This is a genomic window from Desulfothermus okinawensis JCM 13304, assembly GCF_054654515.1.
Genome location: NZ_BAAIEW010000008.1, coordinates 20,385 through 38,146, shown reverse-complemented (window position 1 = coordinate 38,146; position 17,762 = coordinate 20,385). Strand labels below are relative to the sequence as shown.

Sequence of the window (17,762 nt, the reverse complement as noted above, 5' to 3'; positions counted from 1 at the left end):
ACTTGTCATTTATTAGATACATATCCACACACAAATTGTTCAGGTGTTAATATTCTGGAAGATTCAGGTTTTAGCCTTGAGACCAAATATGACCTGTCAATACAGGCAATTTCCAAAAATCCATCTCTTATACCTAAAATTTTACCAGGTGATACCCCCTTGCTTAATCTATCCCCAATTTGTCCTGGATACAACTGGATCTTAATTGATCCTTTTTTTCCTTTAAAATAAAAAAATGCCATTGGCCATGGATATAGTGCCCTAATTTTGTTGTGTATATTTAATGCTGAGTCCCTCCAGTCTATCAGACCCATATCTTTGGATAATTTGGGCGCATAGGATGCACACCTATCATCCTGCTTAATTGGTACAATTTCTCTGTTTTTGATTTTCTCAAGGGTCTTTATTAATAGATCGCCTCCTATTTTAGCGAGCTCATCGTGTATTTCCTTAGATGTATCGTTTATCCCTATTGCAAGTGCCTTTTGAGCAAGTATTGGCCCTGTATCCAGGCCTTCATTCATTTGCATAATAGTTACACCAGTAACCTTTTCTCCCTTTAAAATAGCCCACTGGATTGGGGCTGCTCCCCTATATTTTGGAAGTAATGATGCGTGAACATTGACAGTACCATAAGTGGGTATTGAAATCACATCTCCAGGCAAGATAAGACCATAGGCAACAACCACAAAAATATTGGCTCCAAATTTCTTCAGAGATTTCTTTATATTTTCATCTGTTAAAGTATTGGGCTGGATTACAGGAATGTCTTTTTTTAAGGAAAGTTGTTTTACTGGAGTCTGAGTTATTTTTCGTCCCCTCCCGGCCTTTTTATCAGGCTGGGTAACTACCAAAACAACCTCTCCCCCATCCCATAACAAAAGCCTGTCTAAGACAACTCTAGCAAAATCAGGACTTCCAAAAAAGACTATCTTCATTTTTTTTGGGTCCTTTTTGCAATTTTCTTCAATTTTTTCTCATACATTGCCTTTTTTAACCTTCCAGCATAATCTATAATGAGCTTGCCGTGTAAGTGATCTATTTCGTGTTGGATACAAACAGAGAGCAGATTCTGGGCACATATATCATGTTCTTTTCCATCTAAGTCCAAAAATCTTACCTTTATTTTTTCTGCCCGTTTAATATTGCACCTAAATCCAGGAAAGCTAAGGCAACCCTCCTCACCTTCTATATCACCCTCTTTCTCATAGATCTCAGGATTGATTAATACCATTGGATTTTCCCGCTTATCTGAACCAGATAGGTCTATGGTAACAATCTTCTTACAGACCCCTATTTGAGGGGCAGCAAGCCCAATTCCCTTGTTTTCATACATGGTATCCAACATATCCTCTGCAAGGTCCTTTATCTCCTTGTCAATGGTGGTTATCTCTTCTGTCTTTACCCTTAGTCCTGGGTCTGGATAACAAACAATTTTTCTAATCCCCATACAATACCTCTTAAATTATTAGATCCTATTTGGTTTCCCTAACCTTTATGCCAACTTCACGAAGTTGTTTTTTGTCAACACTTGAAGGTGCATCGGTTAGTAAACATGCTCCCTTTTGTGTCTTTGGAAATGGAATAACTTCTCTGATGCTTGATTTATTTAAAAGTAGCATGATTAATCTATCAAATCCAAAGGCTATGCCACCGTGGGGTGGAGCACCATACTTTAGTGCATTTAACAAAAATCCAAATTTTTCCTCTGCTTCTTCCACACTGATTGAAAGGGCCTCAAACATCTTCATCTGCATCTCATATGAATGTATACGTATTGAACCTCCACCAATTTCATTTCCATTAAACACAAGATCATAGGCCCTTGCCTTTGCATTTTTGGGATCTGTTAGTATCTTGTCTGCATCCTCATCTTTAGGAGATGTAAAGGGATGATGACAGGCCTCCCACCTTTTTTCATCACTATTGTACTGAAATAGTGGAAAATCCACAATCCAAACAAAATTCATTTTATCTGAATCAATCAAGTCAAATCTCTGGGCAAGTTTTACCCTCAAATTTCCAAGGGCATCATTTACAACCTCAGGTGAGGCAGCCTGGAAAAATACTATATCCCCCACTTTAAGTCCCAATTTTTCTGCTATCTTCTCTTTCTCCTCCTCACTCATAAACTTCACAATTGGTGACTGCCACTCATTTTCCTTGATCTTTATCCATGCAAGTCCCTGGGCACCAAAATTTTTCACATATTCAGTATAATCATCTATTTCTTTTCTTGAAAGAGACGCACCACCTGGTACCTTTAATGCCTTTACAAGGGGTGCCTTTGCAAACAGCCTGAAATTGGATCCCTTAACTATTTCTGTAATATCTTCTAAAAACAGTTCAAACCTGGTATCTGGTTTATCAAGTCCATACCTTTCAATTGCCCTGTCATAGCTCATTCTTGGGAAGGGTAGAGAGAGATCCACACCCAATGTATCTTTAACAAGGGTGTAAATCATTTTCTCAGATATATCCATTACATCTTCTTCTTCCACAAAGCTCATTTCCATATCTATCTGAGTGAACTCTGGTTGTCTATCTGCCCTTAGGTCTTCATCCCTGAAACACTTGACTATTTGATAATATCTATCAAGACCTCCAACCATAAGTAGCTGTTTAAATAGCTGTGGACTCTGGGGCAGGGCAAAGAATTTTCCATGGTGCAGTCTGCTGGGTACCAAAAAATCACGGGCCCCTTCTGGAGTGGATTTGGTCAAAAAAGGAGTCTCTATTTCTAAAAAACTATTTGAGTTCAGGAAGTTTCTTATGCAAGAAGCGGCCTTGTGCCTGAAGATTATGTTTTCCTTTAATTTATTTCTCCTAATATCCAAATATCTATATTTGAGTCTCAAGTTTTCTGAAACATCAATCCTGTCTTCTATTAAAAAAGGTGGCGTCTTAGAAATATTTAAGAGTTTCCAATCAAGTACAACCACCTCGATTTCACCAGTGGTGAGCTTTAAATTCTCCATGCCCTCAGGCCTTTTCCTCACCTTTCCTTTAATTGCCAAAACATATTCAGACCTCAACACATGGGCCTCAGCATGGGCCTTTTTGTTGTATTCAGGTGAGAAGACCACCTGAGTTAGACCTTCTCTATCCCTTAAATCTATAAATATAAGTCCCCCATGGTCCCTTCTATATTGAACCCAGCCCATTAAACACACTTCTTCATCTAAATTTGCACTTGTTAACTCTCCACATGAATGGGTCCTTTTCCAACCTCCTAATGAGGCCAAGATTTCCCTAGCCCTCTTTTCAGCAAGGGCAATTTCTTCTTCAGTTTCAATCCTTTTTATATCCTGCTCCATGAAATACTCCTTAATTTTAGTTGTTCAAGGTTCAACGTTTTAGGTTCAAAGTTCAATGTTCAACGTTTTAGATGCCCTTCACTAATCACTTTATCCATAACCCAATCAATAATCGGAGCTAAAGAAATAGGCAGAGTTAATAAAAATGGCTAAAAAGAAATTTTTTCTAATCCCTCCAGAGCCAACTGTTTTTGTTCGCCACTGGTTAAATCCTTCAGGGTAACAACTCCGTTGTTTAACTCGTCTTCTCCTATAAGAACACAATATCTCGCACCTATTTTATTTGCCCCCCTAAGATGGGCCTTTACACTCTTAACATCATATGAACAGATACACTTAAATCCTCTATTTCTAATTATAGAAGAAATTTTATAAGCAAAATCCAATGCATTCTTGTCAATAGTTGCAATGTAAAAATACCTACATTTTTCTTCTTGCACCTCCATTAACTGGGCAATTCTCTCCATTCCACACGCAAATCCAATACCTGGCAAATCAGGACCACCAAGCTGCTTTATAAGACCATCATATCTCCCACCCCCAGCTATTGCAGATTGGGCACCAATTCCAGAGGCAACTACCTCAAATGTGGTCCGTTGATAATAGTCAAGCCCTCTCACAAGGTTTTTGTTTATATTGACATCTATACCTTCAATTTCAAGGAGATCCAGCACCTTTTTAAAATGAATCTCACAATCAGCGCACAAAAAATCAAGGATCTTAGGTGCTTTTCTATACATATTTTTACATGATTGAACCTTGCAGTCCAGGACCCTTAAAGGATTTTTCTCTCTCCTGACCTTACAATCTTCACAAAGTAGATCTTCATCTATTTTTGACAAAAATTCTCTTAAGTTATCTAAATATGATTTCCTACACCCACAACATCCAAGGGAATTTACCTCAAGGGATATGGACCTAATTTTTAGTCTATTAAAAAAATCCATTAGCATTATAATGAGTTCTGCATCTATGTAAGGAGACCTACTTCCAAACACCTCTACATTTATCTGGTGAAATTGTCTCTGTCTCCCCTTTTGAGGCCTTTCATAGCGAAACATGGGACCAATTGTAAAAAACTTGGACATGGCCTCTTTTGAGTATATCTTGTTTTCAATATACGCCCTAACGACCCCGGCTGTTGCCTCAGGCCTCAAGGAGAGACTCCTTCCTTTTTTGTCCAGAAAAGAAAACATCTCCTTTTGAACCACATCTGTCTCATCCCCAATGGAGCGTGCAAAGAGCTCAGTTTTTTCCACTATGGGGGTCCTCATCTCTGAAAAACCATAGAGAAAAAACACTTCCCTGGCCACCTTTTCCATTAAAGAGTATTTTTCTACCTCTGGTGGATATAGGTCTGCAAAACCTTTAATCTTTTTTATCATGGTATCTACTTTTCAATCCTTAATAATATGTTAGGGTTATCAATAGGAACAAATAATATTGCGTATAAACCAAATTCATAAAAAATCACACCTACCCCACAAAGGAGATATTGTGAGACTAAATGGAATTAACATTACAGTCTCTTGGGTAAAGCCCATTCTAAAAGGTGAAACAAAAACTTCACTTATGGGCTAAAGGTTAACTCACCGAAAAGGTTTTATAACCCCTAAAATGAAAAGTTGATAATCTATCCAACACAAAATGTCAAAAAGGAATAAATGCTAAAGATTGCAGGAATCTCTGCATTCACAGCTTATTTGAGATAGGGCGTAGAGGATGCGTTTTTCCTTTTCAAGGCGAGTTACATCCAGAGTAAATTCAGGGGATTTGTCCAATAAATCAAGGAAGTTTTCCCAGGTGGGGAATTTATCAAATGGTCCCTTTAATAAAATTTCTCCATCCTTTGTGCTTGAGACAATAAATTTTTGGGTATCTGTTACAATGGACAGTCTGGCTGGACCTCCCTTAATGAGCCTTGCAAGGGAAACAGCCTCCCTTACATATGTCTCTATCTCACCTGCACAAAATATAATTACAGCAACTGGTCTATCTTCTAAACATACGGTAAAATCTATACTTCTAACAAATCTTTTTTTATCCACATCAAACTCTATCTGTACTTTTGATTTAATATTGGCCCTGGGATACCCCTTATCTTTAACAATAATTTTTGCAATATCCTGTCTCAAGTCTTCATAGGTGGTTGCATCTATCTCTTCTCCTGTGAGATAGTCTTTTATCTTAAATCCCAATCTTACCTCATGCATATATGCTCCCTTAATTTTTTTCTCCTCTGTTTATCTGCATACATTGCATTATCCGCTTCCCTAAAAAGCTTATCCCTATCCAATTCCTTTGAACTACTCACAGCAAAACCTATGGACATACTGGCCTCAAATACCTTCTTCTCGTCTAAATTAAATTTACAAATTTTGTCGTTTATCCTTGATATCACTTTCCTTGCCGCTATATCATTGCTTTTAGGTAGTATTATCCCAAATTCATCTCCCCCAATACGTGCCACCACATCTGATTTCCTCACACTGGACTTTAAGATAGTGCCACAGACCTTGATATATTCATCTCCCATTTTATGTCCAAGGGTGTCATTTACATATTTTAGTCCATCTAGGTCAGCAATAATTAGGGCAACTGGCAGACAACGACAATTTTCAAGTCTGCTAAACTCTTCCTCAAAATAATAGCGATTGTATAGCCCTGTCAATGGGTCGTGAAAGCTTATAAATTTTAGCTTTTCCTCCAACTGCTTTCTTTCAGTAATATCCATAAGTGATGCCAAAAAACGACCATTTGGTAAGGGACTTACAATTAGTAAGACCTCCTTTTTATTTTTTCTTCTGTCTATAAAAGTAAACTCATATTCAGAAGGCACACTTAAAGGATCAATCTTTCTCTTCCTGTAATATTCCAGCATCCTGGGAAGATCTTCTTTGTCAATAAATTTAGTCCATTCAATTTTTCCTATAATTTCATCCTTATTATAACCTGAGAGTGTCTCAAAGGCCTGGTTGGCATTTACTATTTTATACCCGTCAATGATGATCATGGGAGAGGTTGACCCCTCAAAAATGGTCCTGTAATACCTTTCCCTCTCCTCTAACTCCCTCTTTGCCCGTAGCTCCTCGGTTATATCTCTGACTATACCCCTAAAACCAACTTTTTCCCCTTTTTCGCTATATATTAGATCTACTGAGGTCTCAACAAAGATCTCTTTTCCCTTTTGAGTGGTAATCTTCCAGTTAAAAAATGTAACTGGTTTTTCTTCTCTATATACCTTATTAAAGACATGGAATACCTTTTTAGCATACTTAGGTTCTGCATATTCCCTGTTGTTCATTCCTATAAGCTCTTCTTTTGGATATCCAAGGGTCTTTGCTATCGCCTCATTTACATATACAAAATTTCCTGCCAAATCTACTTCAAAGTATCCAATGTTTGAGGTATTTAGAACCCGGCGCAAAGACTCTTCTCTTCGTCTTAGCTCTAACTCCATTTTCTTTCTATCATCAATATCCAATAGTTGACCCAAGATGTACTGATCCTCCCCAATTTCCACAATAGAAAAATGACCTTCTAGATATTTTTCTACTCCTCCTTTACCTTTTCCTTTGAACTCATATTTTGGAAGGGCTCCATTGTCCCTAAATCTCTTGGACACCTGCTTAACCATAAATTCCTTAAAATCCTGGTGGATTAGTTCAGTGAACTTGATCTTTAGAAGCTCGTCTCTACTGTATCCAGATATCTCACACATTTTTTTATTCACATATTTAAAATATCCATCTCTTCCCAAGAGGTAGATGGCAATTGGCAAACTTTCTGCTAAAAATTCAAACTCGGTAAATTTTTCTTTACTTAAACCCATGACCCCGTTCTCTTAATCATCCTTTTTGCATAATAAATATCTGCATTTAAACTATGTGTCAATAATAACGAAAAGATTTTATTAGAACAAAACATATATTGGGCACAAAAAAACCACAGGTATACCACTAACCCTAAGTTAAATTACCCTTGACACATGGGAATTTTAGTGTTTAAGTAGCACAACTAATAGGCGCGTAGCTCAGGGGGAGAGCACTTGCTTGACGCGCAAGGGGTCAGGAGTTCAAATCTCCTCGCGCCTATTTTTAAATAGGGAGGCTCAAACAAAGCCTCCCTATTTAGATTTTTAGGGAGGTAAAAAAATTGCAAATTTTTGTAAATGACAAGAGTGTGGAAGTGGACAAAGGAACCATCATTATTGACGCACTTAAAAAATATCTATCCAAGGGAAAACTCAAAGATATTATAGCTTGCAAGGTAAATGGCATAGCCACTGATTTATATTGCAAAATAGATACAGAAGGTGCAAAATTAGAGCCTATTTCAATTAACTCAAAAGAAGGTTTAGAAATACTCAGGCATTCAACGGCCCACCTAATGGCTCAGGCTGTAAAAAGGTTATTTCCCCATGTGAAAGTTGCAATTGGACCTGCAATTGAAGATGGTTTTTACTATGATTTTGATGTGGAATCCCCCTTCACCCCTGAGGATATAGAAAAAATTGAACAAGAGATGAAAAAGCTGGCTGAACAAGACATAAAGATTGAAAGGAAAATCCTTAACAAAGAAGAGGCAAAAAAACTCTTTCTTGAGAAAAATGAGACATATAAATTGGAGCTATTAGAAGAAATAGAAGACCATACGGTCTCAGTTTATATACAAGATGATTTTATTGATCTGTGTAGAGGGCCACACGTACCATCCACATCATATATAAAGGCATTTAAACTCCTATCCATAGCAGGGGCCTACTGGAGAGGCGATGAAAACAACAAGATGCTCCAGAGAATATACGGTACATCATGGCCAAGCAAAAAAGAACTGAAAAAATACTTGAATATGTTGGAAGAGGCAAAAAAAAGGGACCACAGAAAATTAGGTGTCCAGTTGGATCTATTTAGTTTTAACGATGAAGTGGGTCCAGGCATGCCTATTTTTCATCCAAAAGGTGCCCTGGTGAGGACTATTTTAGAAGATTTTGAGGTAAAAGAACATCTAAAGCGTGGATATCAATTGGTGAGAGGTCCACAACTACTTAGAAAAAACCTGTGGGAAAAATCTGGGCATTACGATAATTACCGTGAAAATATGTATTTCACTAAAATTGATGAACAGGAATATGGATTAAAGCCCATGAACTGCTTGGCTCACATGCTCATTTATAAATCAAAAATAAGGAGCTATAGGGACTTACCTATTAGGTACTTCGAACTTGGAAAGGTAAACAGACACGAAAAATCAGGTGTACTCCATGGACTTCTCAGGGTAAGGGAGTTTACCCAGGATGACGCACACATAATCTGCAGGCCAGATCAGCTTTTAGATGAAATTGTCAATATCTTGCAGTTTGTACAAGATGTTATGACCCTTTTTGGCTTTGAATATGAAGTGGAGATATCCACCAGGCCAGAGAAATCAATTGGTTCAGACCAAGACTGGGACAGGGCAACAAATGCATTAAAACAGGCCCTGGAATATATTGGAATGGAATATGGCATATGTCCTGGGGAAGGTGCATTTTACGGCCCCAAAATAGATATTAAATTAAAAGATGCCTTAAACAGGAAATGGCAGTGCGCTACAATCCAGTGTGACTTTACCCTCCCAGCCCGTTTTGATCTCACATATATTGGAGAAGACGGGAAAAAACACAGGCCTGTTATGCTCCATAGGGTAATTTTAGGGGCAATTGAGAGATTTTTGGGGGTATTAATTGAGCACTATGCAGGAGCCTTTCCCACCTGGCTGGCCCCTGTTCAAGCGAGGATATTAAATATAACTGATGAACAACTTAACTATTGTGAAAAAGTGTATAATAAGTTAAGAGATGCAGGTATTCGAGTTGAAACAGACTTCAGGAATGAAAAATTAAATCTAAAAATTCGTGAATCCCAGGTTGAAAAAATTCCCTACATATTGGTTATTGGAAACAGAGAAGTAGAGGAAGAAACTATAAACGTAAGGATTAGGGGGAATAAGACCCTCGGGCCAAAAAAAATAGAAGAAGTGGTAGAGTTAATCAAACAAGATTGTATAGAACCTTTTAAAAGGGGAGGGATGAGCTATAGCTTCGCCTGTTAAAGCAAGACGCAACGAACAAATTAGGGCACCTAAGGTGCGGGTGGTGGATGCCTCAGGAAAACAGCTTGGTATAATGGATACCAAAGAGGCCTTAAATATAGCCTATGACCAGGGATTGGATCTGGTAGAAGTAGCCCCTCAGGCAGATCCACCAGTATGTAAGATAATGGATTATGGCAAATATGTTTACCAACAGCAGAAAAAACTGCAAGAGGCAAAAAAGAAACAGGTTCAGGTTCAACTAAAGGAAGTAAAGCTAAGGCCTAAGACTGACGAGCATGACTTAAACACCAAAATGAATCACATCAAACGATTTTTGAGCAAGGGTGATAGATGTAAGGTCACTATATTTTTTAGGGGCAGAGAAGTAATCCACAAACACCAAGGTGAAGAAATGTTGAACTATATCATTAAAGAGCTTGAAGATATAGCAAAGATTGAACAAGGTCCAAAGTTTGAGGGAAAAAATATGTTTGTTATATTTGCCCCAAAGGCCACAAAAGGTCCCAAAAAATAGAGTTAAAATTATAAAAAAATATATCTGGAGGTAGTATGCCAAAATTAAAGACACATAGGGGTGCTGCAAAGAGATTTAAAGTAACGGGAACTGGTAAGATAAAGAGAAGAAAAGCATATCACAGCCATATTTTGACCAAAAAGAGTCCCAAGAGAAAAAGAAACTTAAGAAAGCCAGCACTGGTTGATTCAGCTAATTTAAAGGGTGTAAAAAGGGTACTTGGATTATAATTTCTTGAGATTTTGACATAATATTTTGGAGGTTTAAATAAATGAGAGTAAAGGGTGGTTTTGTTACAAGGAGACGACACAAAAAACTCCTAAAAATGGCTAGAGGCTTTAGGGGTGCCAGAAGTAAGGTTTACAGGGTTGCAAAAAATGCTGTTATAAAGGCCCTGAGTAATTCATATGCCCACAGAAAAAAGAAAAAAAGGGATTTTAGAAGGCTGTGGATTATGAGAATTAATGCTGCAGCTAGAGAACATGGACTCTCTTATAGTAAATTCATGTATGGCCTAAAAGAAAACAATATCCTTTTAAACAGAAAGGTATTGGCAGACATGGCTATTAATGACAGAGAGGGATTTTCAAAACTAGCAGAAATAGCAAAAACAAAGGTGTAGAAAATTGGCCAGAGACTTAAAAGGGTTTTTGGACGAATTAGAAAAAATAAAAAATAGCTTTTCAGAGGAAATATCCAGGGTATCCTCCTCCAATGAGGTGGAAGAGATCCGTGTAAAATTCCTTGGAAGAAAAGGGGAGCTCGCCAGGGTAATGAAACAGCTCCCCCATCTACCAAACAAAGACAAACCCCAGGCAGGAAAAGTTGCAAATGAAATAAAAGTTTTCATCACACATGCTATAGATGAAAAGCTAAAAAAAATAGAAGACCAAGGATCAGATAAGGGACTTGTGGATATTACCCTGCCAGGGAGAAATAAATTTTTAGGTTCCCTGCATCCTATTACAATAACTATTCAAGAAATTTGTTCAGTTTTTAGATCCCTTGGTTTTGAGATTGTAACCGGTCCTGAGATTGAGACAGATTTTTACAATTTCGAGGCCCTAAATATCCCCAAGGATCACCCTGCCAGGGATATGCAGGATACCCTTTACATAACAGACAACATACTCCTGAGGACCCATACATCACCCCTTCAAATAAGGACAATGTTAAAGGCCAAACCACCAGTTGCAGCTATTGCACCTGGTAAGGTATATAGAAGGGATTCAGATCTTACCCACTCTCCCATGTTCCATCAAATAGAGGGTTTTTTAGTTGATAAGGATGTAAATATGGGAGACCTTAGGGGAACATTGACTTATTTTGTACAAAATATCTTTTCCAAGGATACAAGGGTGAGATTCAGGCCCAGCTTTTTTCCATTTACTGAGCCCAGTGCAGAAGTAGACATAAGTTGTGTGATTTGCAATGGCACAGGTTTTGTTGATGGTAATCCCTGCCGTGTATGCAAGCAGACTGGTTGGGTGGAGATACTTGGATGCGGGCTAATAGATCCCAAGGTATTTGAGGCTGTTTCTTATGACCCAGAAAAATATTCTGGATTTGCCTTTGGGCTAGGAGTGGAAAGGGTAGCCATGCTAAAGTATGGGATCAATGACCTGAGAATATTCTTTGAAAATGACATAAGGTTCCTTGACCAATTCGTAGACTTTCCTGCCTGAACACATGTTTTGACTATTTTTGACAATATAAAAAGTAACCAGTACATATAGAAAGTTTTTTGTTGTTAATTGAAAATGTTAAAGGCGGTTTTCAGGGGGAAAGTAAAGGACCTTGTTTAAACAAGGGGCATTTAAGTATCCCTTTTATATAAAAATTTTCTAAATCATCGTATAAAGGATAGGTTATGTATCTCAGTGTCAAATGGTTAAAGGAATTTACCCCATATAATGGAGATGTGGACAAACTTGCCCATGTACTTACAATGATAGGGCTGGAAGTTGAAGAGGTCTTAAATCCCTTTGAAGAAATCAAAGATATAGTTGTGGGATATGTCGTAGAATGTGAAAAGCACCCAAATGCAGATAAACTCAAACTGTGCAAAGTTGACATAGGTAAAGGGCAACTCCTTCCTGTTGTATGTGGGGCGCCAAACATAGACAAAGGTCAATATGTAGCATTTGCCCCTGTGGGAGCTCAACTTCCAGGAGGCCTTAAGATAAAAAAGGCCAGGCTAAGGGGTGAGGTATCCCTTGGTATGATCTGTTCAGAGAGGGAACTTGGACTCTCTGATGACCACTCAGGTATTATGGTCCTAGAGTCTGTGTATGAACCAGGGACAAAATTAATAGATGCTCTGGATTTAGATACAACTGTATTTGACATTGGCATTACTCCAAATAGAGGGGACTGTTTAAGTGTCCTTGGAATAGCCAGGGAAGTTTCTGCATATTTTGGACTACCCTTAAATTTACCTAAAATTGAAATTAAAAATGTAGAGATAGATAGGCAACCACATGTGGATATAGAGATTCAAGACCCTGAAGATTGCCCCTTATACGCAGCAAGGATAATCGAGGGAGTAAAGATAAAACCAGCTCCTGCATGGATGAGACACAGACTAATTGCCATGGGATTTAGACCAATCAACAACATTGTGGATGTCACAAACTATGTACTTTTGGAATTTGGGCATCCCTTACATGCCTTTGACAAGGACTTGCTAAAGGGAAATAAAATTAGAGTTGGCAGACCAGAGGGCAAAATTAAATTCAAGACACTAGATGCACAGGAGCGTGAAATTAATACAGATGACCTACTTATCTGGGACGCTGAAAATCCCGTTGCTCTGGCAGGGATTATGGGAGGATTTGACTCCGAAATCAACAATAATACCCAAAATGTGCTACTTGAATGCGCTGTGTTTAAGCCCTCAAGGATCAGGAAAACAGCAAGGAGACTGTCCATTTCATCTGAAGCAGCTTACAGGTTTGAAAGGGGAGTTGATCAACTTGGAGTACAAAGGGCAATTGATAGGGCAGCTTATTTAATAGCCAGATTTGGGGGAGGCTCAATTTTAAAGGGGATTGTAAAAAATGAGCCCAAAAAATTTACAAACTCCCATATATTGTTTAGACCCAAAAGGGCTATTTCCCTCCTTTCCATAGATGCAAAAACAGATTTTTGTACAGATGTTTTACGTAAACTTGGATGTGAACTGACCCCAATAGACAATGAAAAATTTGATGTGATTCCACCAAGTTATAGATTGGATCTAGAAAGAGAGATCGACCTTGTGGAAGAGGTGGGGAGGATTTATGGACTGGAAAAGGTCCCTGCAACCTTGCCCAGGATATCCAAATCATTTGAAAAAATAAAAGTATACCATGGGGCAGACTACAGCTTTCTATCCAAGATAAAAGAGTGGGCCAGGGGGACAGGACTCCAAGAATGCATTACATACAGTTTTGTTGACAGAGATGAATTACTCTCCCTTGGAGAGGCTGAAGACACAATGGTTTTTGTTGCAAATCCCCTATCCAAAGACCAGGATACCATGAGGACATATCTAATAACAGGTCCACTTAAGGCAATTAGGACTAATTTGGACAGACTAAATAAGGACTTACACTTCTTTGAAGTTGCAAAGGTCTTTATAAAAGATGAAAATTCTGAAACCGGTGTATTAGAAAAAAATAGACTTGCCATAGCCCTGCATGGAAAAAGAGAGCCAGGACATTGGTCCAGTGAAATCAAACATATTGATTTTTTTGATATAAAAGGGCTTGTTGAACACCTCTTTTCAACACTGGGTCTTAAATCTCAATTACAATTTAAACAGACCAATAAATATCCCTTTCTAGATGTTCAAGCTGAAATATATTTAAACGAAATAGAAGTTGGATTTATTGGTTTGTTGCACAAAAAATTAAAAAAAGAATACCACGTAAAAAACGATGTGTTCCTGGCAGAGCTGTTTTTAGATGAAATTTTTGATATTGTAAAATCAAGGAAGGTCCAATTTAAAAATTGGTCTAAATATCCTCCAGTTTACAGGGACATGACCATAGTGTGTCCACAGGACCTATCATATGAAAAAATAATAAACACCTTAGAAGAAGGCAAATTAAGTAGGGCTCAGCAGTGGTCCGCATTATTGGAAGGGATCAATTTAATAGATTTATATACGCCTAAAGATAAAATTGAAAAAAGAATAACCCTAAGGATGACATACAGGCATCCAGAAAAGACTTTAACAGACAGAGAAGTAGATAAGGTACATGGACATCTGGGTAAATATATTTTGGATAAATTACCTGTAAGATTCCCTTAAAAAAATGGAAAGGTTGGGCCGCAGATACTACAAAATAGGTGAGGTGGCCAGGGTTGTTGGTGTTGAACCATATGTACTCAGGTTTTGGGAAGGGGAATTTACTCAGATAAAAACCATAAGGACAAAGGGCGGTCAGAGATTATATCCACGGGAAACAGTAAAAATAATACTTAAGATAAAACGCCTTTTATATGACCAGGGGATGACAATAGAAGGTGCAAGGAAGAAACTCAAGGAACAGGAAAGGTGGAATTTATTTGTTAAGGAGATTAAAGACCAGTTACTTGAGATAAAAAGGATATTAGAATATTAGTCTAGTCTATTTCATCTTACAGGGAGTCACTCTATCTTTGCCCATTTTCTTAGAATTATACATTGCCTGATCAGCAGCCAATAAAAGATCTTCTTTTTTAAGATTTGTCCTTGGAATAACACTGCATACTCCTATTGATACGGTTACAACCCCGTGGGTTGAAAAACCGTGTTCTATCCCAAGTTCCCTAACTTCTCTCCTCACCTTTTCAGCCAGCTTTAAACATTCCTCTAAGGATACATGGGGAAGAAGCAAAACAAATTCTTCTCCACCATACCTGGCAGCTATCTCGTGAAATCTATTGGCATTTTTTGCAAGGGCCTTGGCTACCATCTTGAGCACATGATCCCCAGCCTGATGTCCATAATTATCATTGTATGCCTTAAAATCATCTATGTCTAAAAAGACAATCCCTATTGGATATTTATATCTCTGCCCATTTCTCCACTCTTTTTCAAAGGTATAGTAAAAAAAATCTCTGTTATAAAGGGTTGTAAGGGGATCTCTTTTGACTTTTTTCTCAAGCAAAATATTTATTTCCTTAAGTTCATGTCTTTCACTCATTAGTTTTTGGTTCAAAAGAAACTTTATTCTATCCTCTTTTTCTAAATAATAACTACCAAAAAGACTCATTATGGCACCTGAAATTAAAACCAAATTACTATTAAAAATTATATCCCCATGTCCCTTCATAATAAATGGAGATGATAATCCATATAATAGACACACACTAAATGAAGAGAATAGAGCACATTTAAAATTGAATCTAAATACTATATTTCCACATATAACTACAAGAACTATACCAGAATAGTAATGAAGGACATTTTTATGATGACTTAAAAAAAGCATAAAAATAATTGACGCTGATACTAGAATAATTAAGATGGAAAGTAAAAAGTCAATCCTTTTTCTTAAAAAAGATATCCTTTGAGAAACTATACCCAATATCATAAGTGGAGTTACAACTCCAAGTCTTATAAAAAGTGATTTTTCCCATACATCAGGAAGCATTATATAATCTGCAAAGATAAATAGATTGTAGAGTATAATCCCCAATATTCCCATAACAACAAATTCTTTCTCCCTCTGTTTAAACCTCTCTTCTTGATACAACCTCTCCAATGGGGATGGGAATTTAAGGAATTTAAAATAGGTTGCTGAGTCCAAATCTTTAATTGTCCTATTTACCAGGGCAACTAAGGGAGGGAACCTTTTATTTCTTTTTGTCATATATAGAAACCTAGAAGAGTTTGGATAGGGCTGGTTCAGTGTAAACCCTCTGCTCCCACTGAACCAGCCCTATTTTTCAATAGAAAAGAAGGGAAAAACTAATATTCCTTAGGCAGGTTGTCAAGCTGGGCTTTGGTAAACACAGGTCCGTCCTTACATACGTAATATGGACCCACATTACACCTTCCGCAGATACCTATTCCGCACTTCATGCGGTTTTCCAGGCTCATTATTATCTGTTCCCCTTTCCAGCCCAGTTTGTCTAGTACTGGTTGGGTGAATTTTATCATCACAGGTGGTCCGCAGATTATTGCCACTGAGTTATCTGGATTTGGTGCTACCTGTTCTGTTATTGTGGGAACAAAGCCAACAAGGCCATCCCACCCTTCTACCTCTCTGTCTATTGTGATATGGCAGTCAACATCATCTCTTTTTTGCCACTCTCTCCATTGATCGTGATATAGAAGGAGTCCTGGTGTCCTTGCTCCATAGATAAAGGTAATTTTTCCATATTTTGGGCGATTGTCTGAATGAAGGAGCCATACCATGGTGGAGCGAAGGGTGGTTACTGCATATCCACCTGCTATTATCACTATGTTTTTACCTTCTAGCTCTTTTAAAGGATAAGGATGACCCAGTGGACCCCTTACTCCCATTACATCACCTTCTTTCATGGAATGGAGCTTGGTGGTTACCTTACCTATTCTAAATACTGTAAAAAGGAGATTTTCTCCTTCTGTTGGAGAAGATGCAATACCTATTGGGGATTCCCCATAGCCAGGTATTGAAAGTTCTGCAAATTGACCTGGCATGTAATTAAACTTCTTTGCATCTTCTTTGTTTATAAACTCAAATTCAAAGGTCCGAAGACTCTTGTCTTCTGTGGCTATCTCTACTCTCTTTATCCTTACTGGATATGGTTTATATGGATTCTTCATAGCCATCTCACTTTTTGTTTTTATTTGTTCATATTATTTACTACATCCCTGACATCTATATTGACAGGACATACCTGAATGCACCTACCACATCCAACACAGCCAATGTCACCATCTAGCTTAATTGGCATATATTTGAATTTGTGCATAAATCTCTGCCTTACCCTGTGTTTTTTTGTTCCCCTTGGATTATGACCTGATGCATGTTGGGTAAATAACCAGCTCATGCATGTATCCCAGTTCCTTACCCTCCTTCCATATTCTCCCTTGGTCTCATCCTGGATATCAAAACAGTGACAGGTTGGGCAATAAAAAGTACATGCTCCACAATTTATGCAACTCTCATGTACCCTATCCCAATAGGGATTTTCATATACCTCTAAAATCTCCCTGGATAAGATGTTATCCATAGATAGTCTGGTAGTTATCTTATTCTCTGCATCTTGTTTTAGCTCATCTACTTTTTTTATATCCTCAGAAGATGCATCCTTAAAATCCCCAACAATTTCTTTACCCTTATCTGTTAGGGGCTTTAAAAGGAGTTTATCACCTAGATCTATCATAAGTACATCAAGACCATCTTCTCCAAATGGAGACGAACCCACCTGGGTACAAAAACAAGTAGAACAGGGACTTAAGCATGCAAGGCCAATTAAGGTAGTCTTATCCCTTTTGTCCTTCCAGTATACATCCAATGAATCTTCATCCCTCATAAATACCTTATCCAATATGGAAAATGCCCTGGCATCACATGGACGAATATTGAAAACCACTCTATTTTTCTCTAAAGGTGGTATTTCCTGTAAAATCAGTCCATCTTCCGCCCTCTGGTTGTTTTTAAACTCAAACATGCACTCTGTTTGGGGGAAAAACAGCCCCTTTGGGGAAAGGGAAGTATTTTTAAAATCAAACAGGACCTTAGATACATCTTCAACTTTAGACCAGGCTACATCAACACCCTTTTTGGTCGGGGCAAACACATCCCCCAACTTAGATACCTTGTCAAAGAGCTCTTTTATATCTTCTTTTGCCAAATATTTATATCCCATAGCTA

Annotated in this window: 16 protein-coding genes and 1 tRNA gene; 8 read left to right on the top strand and 9 right to left on the bottom strand. The window is 37.9% G+C overall.

The window, feature by feature from the left end:
- Positions 1 to 5: 5 nt before the first annotated feature.
- The 6 genes from fmt to ACYQ0O_RS04495 form a co-directional block, all read right to left on the bottom strand.
- A complete protein-coding gene (gene fmt, locus ACYQ0O_RS04520; protein WP_459891050.1) occupies positions 6 to 938 on the bottom strand; it encodes a methionyl-tRNA formyltransferase in 933 nt (310 codons plus the stop codon).
- The gene (gene def, locus ACYQ0O_RS04515) at positions 935 to 1,450 is read right to left on the bottom strand and encodes a peptide deformylase (RefSeq protein ID WP_459891048.1); all 516 of its coding nucleotides are present in this window, start codon (positions 1,448 to 1,450) and stop codon (positions 935 to 937) included. Before def ends, fmt begins: the two co-directional genes overlap by 4 nt.
- 25 nt (positions 1,451 to 1,475) lie before the next feature.
- The gene (gene aspS, locus ACYQ0O_RS04510) at positions 1,476 to 3,317 is read right to left on the bottom strand and encodes an aspartate--tRNA ligase (RefSeq protein ID WP_459891046.1); all 1,842 of its coding nucleotides are present in this window, start codon (positions 3,315 to 3,317) and stop codon (positions 1,476 to 1,478) included.
- Between the two features lie 149 nt (positions 3,318 to 3,466).
- Entirely contained in the window at positions 3,467 to 4,702 is a 1,236-nt protein-coding gene (hisS, locus tag ACYQ0O_RS04505) for a histidine--tRNA ligase (RefSeq protein ID WP_459891044.1), read from the bottom strand.
- Between the two features lie 282 nt (positions 4,703 to 4,984).
- Positions 4,985 to 5,530 (bottom strand): type I restriction enzyme HsdR N-terminal domain-containing protein, encoded by a 546-nt coding sequence (locus tag ACYQ0O_RS04500; RefSeq protein WP_459891042.1) that lies wholly within the window; start codon positions 5,528 to 5,530, stop codon positions 4,985 to 4,987.
- On the bottom strand, positions 5,518 to 7,149 hold the full coding sequence (locus tag ACYQ0O_RS04495) for a sensor domain-containing diguanylate cyclase (protein ID WP_459891040.1): 1,632 nt from the start codon (positions 7,147 to 7,149) through the stop codon (positions 5,518 to 5,520). Before ACYQ0O_RS04495 ends, ACYQ0O_RS04500 begins: the two co-directional genes overlap by 13 nt.
- Positions 7,150 to 7,339: 190 nt before the next feature.
- Between ACYQ0O_RS04495 and ACYQ0O_RS04490 the strand changes: the two genes are divergently transcribed.
- From ACYQ0O_RS04490 to ACYQ0O_RS04455, 8 genes are all read left to right on the top strand, one after another.
- Positions 7,340 to 7,411, top strand: a tRNA-Val gene (locus tag ACYQ0O_RS04490).
- A 61-nt stretch (positions 7,412 to 7,472) separates the two neighbouring features.
- Positions 7,473 to 9,410 (top strand): threonine--tRNA ligase, encoded by a 1,938-nt coding sequence (gene thrS / locus ACYQ0O_RS04485; protein ID WP_459891038.1) that lies wholly within the window; start codon positions 7,473 to 7,475, stop codon positions 9,408 to 9,410.
- On the top strand, positions 9,394 to 9,927 hold the full coding sequence (infC, locus tag ACYQ0O_RS04480) for a translation initiation factor IF-3 (protein ID WP_459891140.1): 534 nt from the start codon (positions 9,394 to 9,396) through the stop codon (positions 9,925 to 9,927). The genes thrS and infC overlap by 17 nt, the downstream gene beginning before the upstream one ends.
- A 35-nt stretch (positions 9,928 to 9,962) precedes the next feature.
- The gene (rpmI, locus tag ACYQ0O_RS04475) at positions 9,963 to 10,157 is read left to right on the top strand and encodes a 50S ribosomal protein L35 (protein WP_075068548.1); all 195 of its coding nucleotides are present in this window, start codon (positions 9,963 to 9,965) and stop codon (positions 10,155 to 10,157) included.
- Positions 10,158 to 10,198: 41 nt separating this feature from the next.
- Positions 10,199 to 10,549, top strand: coding sequence for a 50S ribosomal protein L20 (gene rplT, locus ACYQ0O_RS04470; protein WP_459891036.1), 351 nt, complete (start codon positions 10,199 to 10,201; stop codon positions 10,547 to 10,549).
- Between the two features lie 4 nt (positions 10,550 to 10,553).
- Positions 10,554 to 11,612, top strand: coding sequence for a phenylalanine--tRNA ligase subunit alpha (gene pheS / locus ACYQ0O_RS04465; protein WP_459891034.1), 1,059 nt, complete (start codon positions 10,554 to 10,556; stop codon positions 11,610 to 11,612).
- Positions 11,613 to 11,797: 185 nt separating this feature from the next.
- On the top strand, positions 11,798 to 14,224 hold the full coding sequence (pheT, locus tag ACYQ0O_RS04460; RefSeq protein WP_459891032.1) for a phenylalanine--tRNA ligase subunit beta: 2,427 nt from the start codon (positions 11,798 to 11,800) through the stop codon (positions 14,222 to 14,224).
- Positions 14,225 to 14,228: 4 nt separating this feature from the next.
- A complete protein-coding gene (locus tag ACYQ0O_RS04455) occupies positions 14,229 to 14,537 on the top strand; it encodes a MerR family transcriptional regulator (RefSeq protein WP_075068547.1) in 309 nt (102 codons plus the stop codon).
- A 6-nt stretch (positions 14,538 to 14,543) separates the two neighbouring features.
- Here the strand turns inward: ACYQ0O_RS04455 and ACYQ0O_RS04450 are convergent, their stop codons facing one another.
- The 3 genes from ACYQ0O_RS04450 to ACYQ0O_RS04440 all read right to left on the bottom strand — a co-directional run bounded on the left by ACYQ0O_RS04450 (position 14,544) and on the right by ACYQ0O_RS04440 (position 17,757).
- On the bottom strand, positions 14,544 to 15,770 hold the full coding sequence (locus ACYQ0O_RS04450) for a GGDEF domain-containing protein (protein ID WP_459891029.1): 1,227 nt from the start codon (positions 15,768 to 15,770) through the stop codon (positions 14,544 to 14,546).
- A 98-nt stretch (positions 15,771 to 15,868) separates the two neighbouring features.
- Positions 15,869 to 16,708 carry an FAD/NAD(P)-binding protein gene (locus tag ACYQ0O_RS04445; protein WP_459891028.1) on the bottom strand — a complete coding sequence of 280 codons (840 nt, stop codon included), beginning with the start codon at positions 16,706 to 16,708 and terminating at the stop codon, positions 15,869 to 15,871.
- Between the two features lie 20 nt (positions 16,709 to 16,728).
- Positions 16,729 to 17,757 (bottom strand): 4Fe-4S dicluster domain-containing protein, encoded by a 1,029-nt coding sequence (locus tag ACYQ0O_RS04440; RefSeq protein WP_459891027.1) that lies wholly within the window; start codon positions 17,755 to 17,757, stop codon positions 16,729 to 16,731.
- Between the last annotated feature and the right edge of the window lie 5 nt (positions 17,758 to 17,762).

Excerpts from the sequence above, each read along its gene's own strand:
- fmt (WP_459891050.1), bottom strand. The coding sequence starts at position 938 with ATGAAGATAGTCTTTTTTGGAAGTCCTGATTTTGCTAGAGTTGTCTTA.
- def (WP_459891048.1), bottom strand. The coding sequence starts at position 1,450 with ATGGGGATTAGAAAAATTGTTTGTTATCCAGACCCAGGACTAAGGGTA.
- aspS (WP_459891046.1), bottom strand. The coding sequence starts at position 3,317 with ATGGAGCAGGATATAAAAAGGATTGAAACTGAAGAAGAAATTGCCCTT.
- hisS (WP_459891044.1), bottom strand. The coding sequence starts at position 4,702 with ATGATAAAAAAGATTAAAGGTTTTGCAGACCTATATCCACCAGAGGTA.
- ACYQ0O_RS04500 (WP_459891042.1), bottom strand. The coding sequence starts at position 5,530 with ATGCATGAGGTAAGATTGGGATTTAAGATAAAAGACTATCTCACAGGA.
- ACYQ0O_RS04495 (WP_459891040.1), bottom strand. The coding sequence starts at position 7,149 with ATGGGTTTAAGTAAAGAAAAATTTACCGAGTTTGAATTTTTAGCAGAA.
- rpmI (WP_075068548.1), top strand. The coding sequence starts at position 9,963 with ATGCCAAAATTAAAGACACATAGGGGTGCTGCAAAGAGATTTAAAGTA.
- rplT (WP_459891036.1), top strand. The coding sequence starts at position 10,199 with ATGAGAGTAAAGGGTGGTTTTGTTACAAGGAGACGACACAAAAAACTC.
- pheT (WP_459891032.1), top strand. The coding sequence starts at position 11,798 with ATGTATCTCAGTGTCAAATGGTTAAAGGAATTTACCCCATATAATGGA.
- ACYQ0O_RS04455 (WP_075068547.1), top strand. The coding sequence starts at position 14,229 with ATGGAAAGGTTGGGCCGCAGATACTACAAAATAGGTGAGGTGGCCAGG.
- ACYQ0O_RS04450 (WP_459891029.1), bottom strand. The coding sequence starts at position 15,770 with ATGACAAAAAGAAATAAAAGGTTCCCTCCCTTAGTTGCCCTGGTAAAT.
- ACYQ0O_RS04445 (WP_459891028.1), bottom strand. The coding sequence starts at position 16,708 with ATGAAGAATCCATATAAACCATATCCAGTAAGGATAAAGAGAGTAGAG.
- ACYQ0O_RS04440 (WP_459891027.1), bottom strand. The coding sequence starts at position 17,757 with ATGGGATATAAATATTTGGCAAAAGAAGATATAAAAGAGCTCTTTGAC.